General features: G+C 45.6%; 6 protein-coding genes. 4 read left to right on the forward strand and 2 right to left on the reverse strand.

Features of this window, described 5'->3' with window-relative positions; all coding sequences use genetic code 11:
* Positions 1–376: 376 nt before the first annotated feature.
* From AC1DCV_RS22640 to AC1DCV_RS22655, 4 genes are all read left to right on the forward strand, one after another.
* On the forward strand, positions 377–3328 hold the full coding sequence (locus AC1DCV_RS22640) for a SusC/RagA family TonB-linked outer membrane protein (protein WP_477025279.1): 2952 nt from the start codon (positions 377–379) through the stop codon (positions 3326–3328).
* 23 nt (positions 3329–3351) lie between these two features.
* Positions 3352–4911: a RagB/SusD family nutrient uptake outer membrane protein gene (locus AC1DCV_RS22645; RefSeq protein ID WP_477025280.1), complete on the forward strand. Its 1560-nt coding sequence runs from the start codon at positions 3352–3354 to the stop codon at positions 4909–4911.
* 140 nt (positions 4912–5051) lie between these two features.
* The gene (locus AC1DCV_RS22650; RefSeq protein WP_477025281.1) at positions 5052–7511 is read left to right on the forward strand and encodes a glycoside hydrolase family 31 protein; all 2460 of its coding nucleotides are present in this window, start codon (positions 5052–5054) and stop codon (positions 7509–7511) included.
* 51 nt (positions 7512–7562) lie between these two features.
* On the forward strand, positions 7563–8231 hold the full coding sequence (locus tag AC1DCV_RS22655; protein ID WP_477025282.1) for a hypothetical protein: 669 nt from the start codon (positions 7563–7565) through the stop codon (positions 8229–8231).
* A gap of 118 nt (positions 8232–8349) precedes the next feature.
* Here AC1DCV_RS22655 and AC1DCV_RS22660 read toward each other — a convergent pair whose 3' ends face one another.
* Together AC1DCV_RS22660 and AC1DCV_RS22665 are read right to left on the reverse strand one after the other, a co-directional pair.
* Positions 8350–12708 (reverse strand): glycosyl hydrolase family 18 protein, encoded by a 4359-nt coding sequence (locus AC1DCV_RS22660; protein ID WP_477025283.1) that lies wholly within the window; start codon positions 12706–12708, stop codon positions 8350–8352.
* A gap of 438 nt (positions 12709–13146) precedes the next feature.
* Positions 13147–15123 (reverse strand): T9SS type B sorting domain-containing protein (locus AC1DCV_RS22665; RefSeq protein ID WP_477025284.1); only part of this gene is annotated, 1977 nt, incomplete at its 5' end.

The following is a 15123-nucleotide window of genomic DNA, read 5'->3' on the forward strand; positions in this document are numbered from 1 at the left end:
AATGCTTTCATTCTATTAATATATAAATATTTTATATACAATTTTAACTGATTGATTATCAAATACCCTAACCAGATAATTTTGGTTATTCCACCTTTATTTTCTATATTTTAACTGTAATAGTTGTTGACCTGATGATAGTGTTTTTACTTTGATTCATCAGTAGAAATAGAAAACCAAAATTCTAAACATCGCAATTAAAACCATTTAAAGAAGACAAACGGCACCAGCTGTTTCTAAATCTAATGACAATTTAATCCACGTTGACAAGCTGCCGAGATATCCTCTGCAAACAACGCCTTATTTCCGTTCACTAAATAATGAAAAACATTTAATCCACGTAGCAGCACCGATGGCTGTTCAAAAAATCCACTTTATGTTTAAAACAAGATCCATCAAGAATCTTTTTCTGTGCACGCTGTTATTTGCCCTCCAGGGCATTGCCTCCGCTCAGAATAAGACCATTACCGGGAAGATCTCTGACAAGAACGGCACCGCCATTCCTGGTGCCTCAGTTCAGGTAAAAGGCACGAAGAGCGGTACTACCGCAGATGCCGAAGGGGTTTTTCATGTTTCTGTTGCCCCGGGAGCAACCGCATTAATCATTAGTTTCATTGGCTATACCCCTCAGGAGGTAAGCATTACCAACAAATCTAACGTAAACGTACAACTGATACAGGAAAATACCACCCTCACAGATGTAGTGGTAGTAGGATATGGTACCACCCGTAAAAAGGATGTAACCGGCTCCATTGCCCAGGTAAAGGCCGCCGATTTTAATAAAGGGATTACTACTGCACCTGATCAGCTGATTCAGGGTAAAGTATCCGGCCTCATGATCCTCAATAACAGCGGCGCTCCAGGTGCAGCTGCTACCGTAAGAATCAGGGGCGTATCATCTGTTCGAGCAGGTAACCAGCCTTTATACGTAGTGGATGGTATACCACTGGATGGCCGCGTGGCTCGTCCGGCAATCAATGTAGGTGGCCTCGGTCAGACCCCGGATGCCAACCCGCTCAACTTCATCAATTCCAACGACATTGCCTCCATGGACGTGTTGAAAGATGCCTCGGCTACTGCTATCTATGGCTCTCGCGGTGCGAACGGTGTTATCATCATCAGTACTAAAAAAGGTAATGTTGGTGCTACCCAACTGGATGTGAACTACTCTGTAGGGATGAGCAACATCATGAAAAAGCTGGATGTACTCAATGCTGATGAATACAGGTCAGCATTAAAAGAATATAAACTGACTACCGGCGACTATGGCGCCAACACCGATGGACTTGGATCCATCCTGAGAACAGGTGTCACCCAGAATGTGGGAGTGGCAATGAGCGGAGGAACTGAAACCAGTCGTTACAGAGCTTCCTTTGGTTTACAAAACCAGGAAGGTATTGTGAAAAAGACCGGCATGAAAAAATATACGGCTACTCTCAGCGGTCAGAATAAATTCCTGGAAAACAAGCAACTTGGTATTGACTATAATATCATGGCTGCCCAAACCGCAGAACAACTGGCACCTATTACCAATGATGCCGGCTTCACCGGAAGTTTGATTGGTCAGGCACTACAGTGGAACCCCACCAGGCCGCTCATGAACCCAGACGGTAGCTTTTATATACTACCGGTAGGACAAGCGGTGAATCCCCTGGCAATGTCAACAGCCTATGATGACAAAGCCACCATCAGTTATATTCTGGGAAGCATTTCTCCCTTCTTTAAATTCAATGATGACTGGGAACTTAGAACCACCTACAGTGTAAACCACCAGGTAGGACAACGTCGCGCACAAGCTGTTTCCTATATTAACATTAAAGAAATTAACGGACTGGGAAGTGGCTTGTACAATACAGCAGAATTAAATACCCAGTTATTTAATTCTACTTTGAACTTTAGTAAACAACTGAATCCTAATTTCCACCTGAACGCATTGGTAGGTTATGAATATCAGAAATTCGATTACTCTGGTGTGAATGTTAATGCCACCGGGTTCCCCACCTATGCGGTGCCTTACACAGATATTCTGCAGGCGCCCCCTCAGGCAAATACCAATCTCAGCTCATTCCGTAATCCATCTTCCGCATTGCAGTCATTCTTTGGCAGAGCCTCTGTTAATCTGAAAGATAAATACCTCCTGACAGCTACGATGAGAGCAGATGGTTCCAGCAAGTTTGGTGCGAATAACCGATATGGCTATTTCCCTTCCTTCGCAGGTAAATGGAATATCTCTCAGGAAGATTTCATGAAAGACAATACTTTCTTTAGTAACCTCGGATTGAGAGTAGGTTATGGTATTACCGGTAACCAGGAGTTTCCTGCAGGTGCTGCTGAAGCACAATACGAACTGGGACCAGGCGGAAGTGCCCGGTTAAGCAATGTGCCTAATCCTGACCTGAAATGGGAAACATCCAAACAGTTCAACGCAGGAATCGACTTTGCTATCATAAAAAACAGGCTTTCCGGTACAGTAGATTATTTCATTAAAAATACTACCAATCTCTTATTCAGCTTCCCCGCCATTCAACCGGCACCTGCTTCCAGCTACTGGATCAACCTACCAGGTACGATTTTAAATACCGGCGTGGAACTGTCATTGAAAGGTGATATCATCAGAAGCAAAGACTGGAACTGGACACTGGGCGTAAATGCTACCTATCTGAAAAACGAAATGAAAGATTACGTAGGCCCGGATGTTCTTACTGGAGCCATCAGCGGACAGGGGGTATCTAACGCTACTGCCCAGAAGCTGGCAAATGGTTATCCACTGAACACTTTCTATTTACCTAAATGGGAAGGACTGGATGATAAAGGTATGAGCGTGTATGCCAACAATGGCACACCTGTGTACCTGTCTAACCCCAATCCGAAAGTACTTTTAGGTATCAATACCGGCGTAAATTATAAAAAATGGGCATTATCCGCCAGCTCCCACGGTGCATTTGGCTTTGAGATCTATAACAACACCGCCAACACCGTATTACCTATTGGTAACTTAGGCTCTATTAACACGGCGAAGAAATTACTCGGCAAAGGTGAAGACCTCACCAACTCCAATGGTGTTTCTTCCAGGTACCTGGAAAAGGGTAATTTCCTTAAACTGGATAACGTCACCCTTTCTTATAGCATAGGTACTGTAGGTAAAGTGCTGAAGAATGCCACGGTGTATGTTACCGGCCAAAACCTGTTTGTAATTACCAAATACAGCGGATTTGATCCAGAGGTAAATACTGATAAAAACCTGAATGGGGTAAGTTCTTTTGGTATAGAATATTCACCCTATCCAACTGCACGGACTGTGATGTTTGGTTTATCGTTTTCCTTATAATCTTTCACCAAAAACTGAAAAAAATGTCTTTCAATATAGTTAAAGCAATAGTCGTAGTAGCCTGCTGTGTTGGTTTTACGGCCTGCACCCTGGATGAAAAGCTGGGTTCCACGCTGACCAAAGACCACGCAGACTCAATTATCAAAGCCTCTCAGCTGCTGCAAACAGCCTACAACAATTTACAGATGGCTTACCAGGATTTCTCCCAGGTATGGGGCATGTCTGAAATCGCTACAGATGAAGCCCTTGGGCCCACACGTGGTAAAGACTGGGATGATGGTGGTGTTTGGCGTGCCTTACATGAGCACAAATGGACACCAGACCATTCACATATAGCGAATAGCTTCAGCCGGCTATTACTGGAACAATTCAGTGCCACCAATGTATTAAATTTTCACCCTACTGTAGGTCAGGAAGCAGAAGCCAGGTTTTTGAGAGCATTATCTATGTACTCCGTATTAGACCTGTATGGTCAGGTTCCTGTCCGTCAACCCGGAGATGATTTGCTGAAAGCTCCTAAGGTAATGACCCCACAGGAAGCTATCGATTTCATGGTTGCGGAACTGAATGCCATTATGCCTAACCTCGGTGACAGGCCCGCTACTCCTGCTTATGTAGCTAATAAAGACGCAGCCCGTTTCCTGCTGATGAAATTATACCTGAATAAAGGCACTTTTATCAACAGGAAAACACCCACCTTCGATGCCGCTGACATGCAAAAGATCATTGCACTGGCAGACCAGATTACTGCGGTGGGCGCCTATAGCATTGGAGCTGGCGATTACTTCAAAAACTTTGCGCGGGATAATGACCTGATCTCTAAGGAAAATATCTTCACCCAACAAAACGGACCCGGTATCAGCACCGCCAGAGGTGATAATGGTAACAACGTTTATTGCCGCTGGATGTGTACGCTCCATTACAGTATGACGCCTAGCGGCTGGAATGGCTTTACCACTCTTTCTGACTTCTATCACAAATTTGAAGCTGCCGACAGCCGCATTGGTGGTGCCTATCCCGGTCTTACTGAATTAACCGGCACCAAAGTAGGTTTCCTCGTTGGACAACAATACGATAAGAATGGCAATAAAATACTGGACAGAAGTCAACGTCCGCTGATCTTTACAGAAGCTGTAGAGTTGAGAGCTACTGGTGACCAGGTAGAAATGTCAGGTATCCGGGTACTTAAATATCCACCAGACATGCTGACCACAAATAAATCATCCGGTAACAATGAAGCCAGCAACGACTTTGTATTCTTCCGTTATGCAGATGTTTTACTGATGAAAGCAGAAGCACAGTTAAGAACTGCTAATGCAGGCGCAGGTTTGCTGATCGTAAATGATCTGCGTGCCAAACGCGGTGCATCTCCGCTGCCTACCTTAACTCTCGCCAATATGCTGGATGAAAGAGGCCGCGAATTATATTGGGAAGGCTGGAGAAGACAAGACCTGATCCGATTCGGTAAATTCCTGGATCCATGGCAGCTGAAACCAACAGATGATGAGAAAAACCTGGTATATCCGATTCCTACCAGCGACCTGGCTGTAAATCCAAACCTGAAACAGAACCCAGGTTACTAATTATATTCCTTTTGCCGCAGGCAGGATCTATATGATCCTGCCTACCGGCAAAACTTCCTGCTACATGCTGTTTAATAACTTTTACGCATTACATCCGTGATGTGATAGGAAACTTTTTGCGTAGAAAATCAATCGTTCATATGTATACAAAAGCTTTGCTAAGGCGCTCAGGATGGCTACTACTGCTTACCTGCCTGTCAGCCCAGGCACAAAACCAGGTAAAAAAGATCGGCAAAGTAAACACGGTAAAGATCGCTGGTCAGCAAATCAATATCAGTGCAGAAAATGCTTTCGCAGAAATCACCGTGTACAGCCCGGCCGTGATACGGGTAAGAATGGACCAGCATCCCCTGCCCGCTGACTTCTCCTATGCCGTTATTGCCAAACCGGTTACTACGAAAGTACAGACTACGCAAAATGAAAGTGAAATAAAAGTAATCACGGACTCGCTGCAACTGCGCATCACAAAAAATCCTTTTTCCATTCATTTTTTTACCCCTTCGGGAGAAGTGATTAACGAGGATGAAGCCGGATTAACTACCTCCTGGATTGGAGATGATGTAACCACATACAAAAAAATGCAGGAAGGAGAAAGATTCATTGGACTGGGAGAAAAAACCGGTAACCTGGATCGTAAAGGAGAAGGCTATACGAACTGGAATTCAGACAAGTTCGGATATGCAGCCAACCAGGATCCTATCTACGCTACCATTCCTTTTTATGTGGGCATCCATCATCATATTAACTACGGTATTTTCTTCGACAATACTTTCCAAAGCGACTTTAACTTTGGCGCCAGCAACAACCGGTTTTCCTCTTTTGGCGCAAGAGGTGGGGAGATGAACTACTATTTCATCTATCATCCGCAAATGGCTGATATCATTGCCTCTTATACTGCTCTCACTGGTCGTATGCCTATGCCCCCCCTGTGGAGCCTGGGTTATCAGCAAAACCGCTACAGCTATTATCCGGACACCGAAGTATTACGCATTGCGCAAACCTTGCGGGAGAAAAAAATACCCGCCGATGGCATTACCCTCGACATCCATTATATGGATGCCTACAAACTATTTACCTGGAACAAAGATCGTTTCCCTAATCCGTCTCAGCTGACCAAACAACTGGACAATATGGGATTCAAAATCACCGTCATTGTAGACCCCGGCATCAAAGTAGAAGACGGCTATGCTGCTTATGAAAACGGTAAAAAAGAAAACATCTTCATTAAATACAGTGATGGTCAAAATTATACCGGCCAGGTATGGCCCGGCTGGTGCCACTTTCCAGACTTTACCAGCGCAAAAGGGCGTGACTGGTGGAAAGGCCAGATTAAATCGTATATGCGGGATGGTGTACGCGGCATATGGAACGACATGAATGAAATAGCCACCTGGGGACAGAAGATGCCAGACAACGTCATCTTCGACTACGAAGGCCATCCGGTTACCCATCAGCAGGCACATAATATTTACGGTTTACAAATGGTGCGCGCCAGCTATGAAGGCAGCAGGGAAGAGCTGAAAAAACGGCCGTTTCTTTTAACCAGGGCTGCCTATGCAGGATCCCAGCGCTATAGCGCCATATGGACGGGCGACAATCGCGCAGAAGAAGATCATATGTTACTCGGTGTTCGCCTGTTAAATAGTTTAGGCGTTAGCGGTATGCCTTTCTCCGGCATGGACATCGGTGGTTTCACCGGCAATCCTACTGTTAGCCTGTATGCCCGCTGGATGCAGATAGGCGCCTTCATTCCGTACTTCCGTAATCATACCGGCATTAATACCAAATCATCTGAGCCATGGGCATATGGAGAAGAAGTACTGGAGATTACCCGCAACTATGTTAATCTGCGCTATCGCTTACTTCCCTATCTCTATAGTTCCATGTATGAAGCCACCCGCAGCGGTATGCCCGTAATGCGTACACTGGCCCTCACCAATACTTTTGATCCCAAAGTATACGACACCCGCTTCCAGAATCAATATGGATACGGTAGCGCGTTTATGATAGCTCCTTTCGAGAGCACAAAAGAATTCGGTTCCGTTTACTTCCCGGAAGGAAAATGGTATAATCTTTACAACGACAGCACCACCAGCGGCAACCAGGAAGTGGTTACCCCACTGAATCTGAAAACGCTACCCGTATATATAAAAGAAAGCAGTATTGTACCTATGCAATCGCTGATACAAAATACTGCAGAAAAGCCGTCAGACACCCTCTTCCTCCATATCTACAAAGGAAATCAATCGCATTCCTTTGTTTATTATGAAGATGACGGAGAAAGTTTTGACAATGAAAAAGGTGTTTTCTATCAACGTACCATCACTTATAATCCTGCAGACAAGAAAATTATACTGGAAAAAGCTGCTGGTAGTTATGCCTCTAAATTTCATCACATACAACTATTACTTCACGGATTTAATGAGCAAAAAAGTATAACCGTTAACGGTAGTCCGCTATCCTTACAAACAAACGGGTATACTTTCCTTTCACCTATTTCCCGCTTTGATCCGCAAGGGTTTTCTATTCCGGCAGAGCGTTGCACTGTACAGCAGGCAACCTTTGATAATGGTAATCAGCTCATTAACGTGGATTTGTAATAAAAGGAACGGCCCCCTGGATTTTCCAGGGGGTCTTCTTTATATTTGGGCATGAAATATTTAGCCTTTATTCTTTTTTCAGGACTCACTGCTTGTCAATTTTCTTCGGGTAAACAAAGTGTAACTACAACGGATACTCGTGACTCCGTTTCCTCACCGGATATAACCCGGCTACTGAAACTCTACAAAACATTTAATTCAGATACATTAGAAATAGACTCCAAACCAGGCGAAGAAGTAACGCACTGGAAATATCGGGGTGCCCTGATAGACTCTTCTATGCTTCACCTCCTGCCGGTAAGCACCGATAGGTATGAGCCATTCTTCTATGCCTGTTATAAATTTGACCTGGATGCCAATACCGTTGGCTTAATCACAAGAACACCTTCTGAATATGAGTCTTCTTCCGTGAAATTATTTGCATGGCATAAAAAAACAAATGTCATTACCCTTGAAACGGAGCTGGCTGATTCCTGGGGAGATGCAGGTGATGCCGTAAGCAAAAGTTCCTGGCTATACCGCAATCAACAGAGAGAATGGATGGGCTTAATTGAACAGCTTAACTACAGTGAGAGTATAGATGATACTACTTTGCCTATCTCAGAAACATATGACTACTACCATTTTAAATGGAACGGCAACCGGATAGATACAATCAGTACAGATAGTTCCGCGCTGGTAGAAATTCATAAACAGATTGCTCCGCCGGAGAAAAAATAAAAAGTTCCGCAACCCGATATAAAAAAGAGCGTGTATCAAAAAATGATACACGCTCTCTTACTTAATAGTACTGATAATGGATCAGGGAATTTGATACCTTTTATTTATTCCCATCTCCCTATAACCTGATTAACTTCGTACTACTCACTTTACGGGTTTTCTGACTGGTTACCCTGATAATCCATGTACCCACGTGTACCTTACTGATATTAACACTTACGGGTTGTACACCTTTTGCAGCAGGCACATATACCTGTTGTACTACTGGTGCATTTCCTTGCAGGTCTATTACTTCTATCAGTAATTTATCGCCCGGATTACCATCTACTTTCAACCATATCTCATTGCCATTGGCTGGATTTGGATAGGACAGCAGGATAGTGGGAGTGGTTGATTTGGATAATGCCGCATCATTTGCAAAGGCTGCGCCGGTACAATCTCTCACGTATTCCCATGGCTTTCCGGAACCGGTGTTCAGGTCTGGCTGCTCGCCTTGTGTCCACCATTTGGAGTTGTATACTTTGCCGGCATATACTACCTGGCTACCGCCATTATAAGCCGTAGTAGCTACCCATGCAGCCACACCACCGCAATCACCGCCACCGGCAGGATTTACTACCACATTTACCACAGCGGAAGTAGTAGAGGCCCCACCATTATCCGTTGCTTTGGCAGTAATCGCGTAATTGCCTGCCGCTACATTGGTCCAGGTGTAGCTATAAGGAGCGATGCTATCGTAATTCAACACCGTAGTGCCATTATAAAAAGTAACGTATGCAATAGTGCCGTCTGTATCTGCGGCTGTAACGTTAACGGCTATACTGGCCGGAGCAGTAAATGTTGCATTGTTAGCAGGTGAAGTAATGCTCACGGTTGGCGGTGTGTTGCCAGGTGTGCCACCACAGTCTCTTACATATTTCCAGGGTTTACCGGAGCCGGTATTCAGGTCTGGCTGATCGCCCTGTGTCCACCACTGGGCACTGTATACTTTACCAGCATATACCACCTGGGCGCCTCCGTTATAAGCTGTAGTAGCTACCCATGCAGCAATACCATCACAACCACCGCCGCCGGCAGGATTTACAATGATATTCACTACGCTTGAAGTCGTAGATGCGCCACCGTTATCCGTTGCTTTAGCAGTAATGGCGTAGTTACCTGCTGCTACATTCGCCCAGCTATAGCTGTATGGTGCAACAGAATCTACTGACAACAAATTAGCGCCATTATAAAATTCCACCCGTACAACAGTGCCTGCACTATCTGTTGCCGTGGCGTTTATCAACACAGTAGCCGGTGCGGTATAAGTAGCATTATTGGCCGGAGCGGTAATATTTACCACTGGTGGTTTATTGCCAGGAGTATTTACTTTCACCGTAACAACAGCCGACCGGGTACTGTCTCCCTTATTATCTGTTGCCAGGGCGGTAAGATTGTAAGTACCGGCAGGTACATTGTTCCACACATAGGTATACGGAGCTACACTATCTGTTGCCAGAAGCGCATTACCGTTATAGAATTTTACGGATCTCACCGTACCATCGGCATCAGTAGCAGTAGCCTGAATAGTAATACTGGCCGGTGCATTGTAATTGGTATTGTTGGCCGGTGCCGTAATATTCACTACAGGTGGGATATTCACCGGGGTGCCGCCGAAGAAATATTCGTAGTAGTTGTTTGCAAACTCATCGGCATGTACCTTATCCCAGTTTATAGACCAGGTCATGATACCTCTGAAATTAGGATAACCACCAGGTTTACGCAGCGTATATGCACCACCGTATGCCTGTCCTTTAATTAAATAATCCAGTGCTTTTTTCACATTTGCCGGGGTGGTATAACCACCGCCTGCTGCGCTGGGAGATGCCGGTACACCGAAGGCTACCTGGTCTTCCCTAAGTGGTGGGAATACTTTACCAGTGCCGGATACCGGGAATCCCTGTAACAGAATTTCTGACATGGCAACAATGAAATCAGAAGTCGCCTGATTGTAGATGCCATTGTCGAGACCCATTACAGAACCCGTATTATAATATTGCGGATGGATGAAAGTAAGCTCTGTACGCAAACCATGAATCACCGGCAGATAAGCACCGACCAATGGTCCATAGGCAGAACCATAAGCTGTTTGTACGTAATAAGTTTCCGGCGCCATAGTCAGCCAGCAATCTTTACCGAGTCCTTTACGATAAGCGACTACTTCTTTAATAGCAGCTATCAGGTTAACTACTTTAGGGGTAGTAGGGTTGGTAAAATCATTGTCGCCGCTGTTGAGCTGCAGGTTAGCACCTCCTTCGATGTCTATATCGAAGCCATCAAAATTATACTGGTCCAGCAAGGCTTTCAGGGAAGTAACGAAAGCTTGTTTTTGCGCGGTGGTGGTGAGGTCCAACGTACCAGTTTCACCTCCAATAGACAACAATACTTTTTTGCCCTGTGACTGCAGGTAAGCAACATCGGAAGCAAATACGGCAGGCGTTGTGTTTTCCGGTACAAAACTCATAGTAGCCTTATCCGTACCACTCATAGCAAACGCAATTTCAATGACGTTGTATTTCGGATTTATATTACGGAGAGGGATATACGGAGATGCATCTGTAGGCGTACCCCAGTTTTGCCAGTACCCTACAATCACTTTTCCGGTGCTCACAGAGCCGCCGGTCACTGTAATATTAGCTACTGTGGAAGTAGTGCTGGCACCTTTATCATCCGTAGCAATAGCTTTGATAGCATAGCTGCCAACGGCAGCGCTGGTCCAGCTGTAGCTGTACGGTGCAGTACTATCAATAGCCAGCAGCGTGGTATCACGATAGAAAGCCACCCGTTTCACCACCCCATCGGTGTCACTGGCAGATGCCTGTATGTTAATCGTTGCAGGCAGGGTATAAGTGGTATTGTTAACCGGGGAAGTGAGATTTACTTTAGGCGGTATGTTGCCGACCACGTTACCTGCAAAAACCTGATTGATCTTATTCACCAGGGGAGAAGTGGTGTTAGGGCAATAGATCAGTTTTCCCTTAGGCTGTGTGGAAGCCGTCATATTAAGCATATCGCCGAATACCTGCCAGATAATCACACCCGCCAGGTTATTGTCTTTGATATACTGTGCTTTTTCACCAACAGAGCGTTCGTTGTCATAGCTGAGGAAGAAGCTGCCATTGGTTTTATAAGGTACTTTGGCAACATCATCCCAGTGGTCTGTCCAGCCGGAGCCGCTTCCTGTTTTATTGAGGATATAGCTGTAGTTGGGTGTACCATCCCACTGGTCTTTGGCCCAGTTGGTGTAGTCAGCGCAGGTTTGTATAGGACCATCAGGCTGCACGGTTTCAGCGCGTTTAACGGTAGCGCCGTTCAGGGCCGCCGCACCGCTGGTAATTACACCACGGCCATAAAAAGGGGCGCCCAGATTCACTTTACTCATGTTTACACCCAGTGCACGGAGGGCCTGTGTGGTCGCATTAAGGGAAAATCCGCTGTATTCTGCGCCAGGGTAATCATATAACGGTGCATTATGTCCGGCTTTATTGGACCAGCCACCATTATAATCATAGGTCATCATGTCAAAATAATTCATGGAATTATTGAGTCTTGCCCAGTCGAAACCCTGTAGCTTGGCGGGTGCAGCAGCAAAGCAGGCTGTGATAATCTTACTTGGGCCAATAGCGGTGCGCAGTTGCTCCACCAGTGCAGCAAAGTTAGCGAAGTCCACCGGGCCATAATGTTCGATGTTCATACCGGGATCATTGGGATACTCCCAGTCGAAGTCGATACCATCAAAACCCATGCTGATCAACTCCTGGCAGCCAGCTATAAACCGGGCTCTTTTGGTGGCATCGGCGGCCATTTCAGGGTAGTGTTTACACATGCTCCAGCCACCGATAGAAGCGACTACTTTTACGCCCTTCTGATGTGCGAGATCAATGACACCTGGTGCACCGCCCTGTTTGGGAACGGATAAAGGGAATGAACCAGATTTACCGGTGTTGACATTACTCCAGCCACCACCAGAATTGCGATAGCCCAGTGAATAAGCATAGCTGCCATCCGATATATTATAAAGGATGTCCAGTTCTCCATATAGGAGATACATGTCCCAGCTGCTGTAAATATCTGTATTTACCAAAGCTGCCGGGGCCTGTGTGGCGCCTACCTGGTAAATGTTTTTATTGCGGTAGTCGCCACTGTGCAGGGAACCGTCTACCGCTACACCAAAGAAAGAAAAATTAAGCTGGGTGTACTGCGAGTAGTCCACATTCAAGTGATTGTAACCACCTGCGGGTACAATGCCTGCAATATTTTTCCAGGCATCCCATTGGGTGATATAGCCTATCACCTGTTTGTTGTGTTGATGAGTGGTGGCTGGTACAGGCGGGCTTACCTGCGCCATCAGATTGCTACTCAGGAGGCCTGGCAGTAGCCAGCATGCGAGCAGCATCCGGCGTACTATGCCGGTTCTTAATGTAAAGAGGGAATTCATACTGTTGATTTTATTGTGGTTGAAAAAAAATCATACGTTTTGGTTGATATGGTTTGCTCTTACACACGCTACAGGTATTCCAGGCAGTGGGCGCCTCATTACAGGTTCAGTTTTTCAAACGGCAGAATTACACAATGGAATGCTCATTACAGCGGCTCTCTGAAGCGATGTCGGGAAGGAGTCCGAATAGTACCATCGGAAAGCATAAATTATTTTTCTCTTTGAAATCATTCCTTCCCCCAATCGATTGCCTGAGTGTAATCATCAAATAATTAGCTACTTAAAGAAAATCTCTCCTAACAGAGTGCGATACCTTCGCACTCTGTCAGGAGAGTTATAATAGCCAGGCGCTGTCGATCATGACTATCAATATTTTATATCATAAAAAAGGCTTTCTGCGCTTAAATGCAGAAAGCCTTTTTTAATGTTAGCACGTTACTATTTATCCCTGATGATAGTGATAAATCCTTTCACGGTGCTGTTGTTATCTTTAATAACAAGAATATAATAGTAAGTACCCTCGGCGAGCGGGTTGCCATTAGCAGTACCATCCCAGTCATTGCTATAGTTCTTGCGATGATATACCACACGACCTGCGCGATCGTAGATCGTTACTTCATTATCAGGATAGCTTGCCAGGTTATTCACTACCCATCTGTCGTTTTTCCCATCTCCATTTGGCGTCAGGATATTGGTCGCATCTATTTTTAATCCTTCTGCTACTGTAATGGTGATCTTCCCGGTATTGCTACAGCCGTTGACGTTAGTAGCAGTAACCTGGTAAGTAGTGGTGGCCAGTTGTTTCACTTTCAATACGGCCTCCTGTTGCCCACTGATAATGCCATCTGCATTTGCCCAGCTGTAGGTATTGCCTCCGCTGGCAGTCAGCTGAATCACATCTCCTTTATTGATGATAGTGCCTTTATCACTACTAATCACGACTACCGGCAAACTGCTAACCGTCACTTTAAACGTGCGTTGCAGGGCATCGATGCCACCATTGGCGGTACCGCCGTTATCCTTTACCGTCACCGTTATATTGGCCACACCACTAACACCTGCTTTTATACTATAGGAGATCAGGCCTGTGTTGCTCACTGTTAATGTGCTGAAATAAGGCTGATCCGCTGTTATAGTGTAAGTCAGCGTTTGTCCTGCTTCTACCGGTGACGCACCTGTTATTTGCAATGTTTGTACATCGCTGACATTACAAACACGCTGATCGTTGATAACATCCGTTACTGGCGCCTGATTCACCTGGTTCACGTTGATCGTCAGTACTTTTTCTACGGTTAAGCCATTGTTGCTGGTAGCCATTACCCGGATGCTTCTCGCTCCGTAGCTAAGCATGGCGGCGGTTTGCAACTGGTTGCCCACAATCAGGAAAGCACTGTTATCTGTGCTGCCGGTACCGGTTACCAGGCTATAGGTAAATGTGGCAGCAGGATCTGCACTAACAGCAGACAATGTCCCTACGAGCGTACCTGCAGGACTTCTTTCGTTGATAGTATTATTGTCGATACGGATATCTGTTGGTGGCAATAATATGGGTACCACGCTGATGCTAACGGTTTCAGTTGCACTGGTATTCAGGCCATCGCTTACCCTCACCGTTAAAGTAACGGTAGTATTTACTTTACTATCCAGAATGGTTTTGTCTTTTACAGTGATCGTTCCTGTGACAGGGTCTATAGCGAAAGCACCGCCGGAACCATCTGCTGTAATCGTCCAGTGTTGCAGTGTGCCCACTGTTTCCCTCGCGGTGAGCGTACCAGCTATTGTTCCAACCGGACTGTGTTCATTCACGTTAAATGCTTGACCAGGGGTAATCACCGGTGCAGTCAGATCAGCGGTAGTAGCTAATGTGTTGGAAGCGCTATTACCATTGCCGCCAATATTCACTGCTGCATCCGCAGGCAATGAAACGCTGATAGCTCCATCAGTTATCGGTGTGATGACGATGGTATAAGTAATATTATCAGTGGTTTGCGGTGCAGTTGCTGTAGCATTTATCAGGGAGAAATCACCCGCAGTAAGGCCGGTCACCGCTTCGCTGAATACCACATTCACTGTAAACGGTGCATTAACAATGGCCGCTGCAGTAGTGGACAACGTAACTGTTGGATGCACCGTATTTACAAATACGCCCGTGGTATTACCGATATTATTCAAGACGAGGGCAGCATTATTATTCGCTGCATCTCTAATGGTAGCACCATTCAGCGACAGACTAGTGCCAAGCGTGATGCCGTCCAGATCCAGGTCGCCATTCTGAACAGTGTAGCTGAAGGATAAATCCTGTGTACCGGTACCTCCGGTATAAACCGCTGAAACATTTGTTCCTCCTATGTTTACACTAATCGATGGCACACCGCCAGCAGTATTCACGAGCACATTTTCACTGTATGTCACTGT

The sequence above is a fragment of the Chitinophaga sp. 10T418 genome (assembly GCF_056394125.1).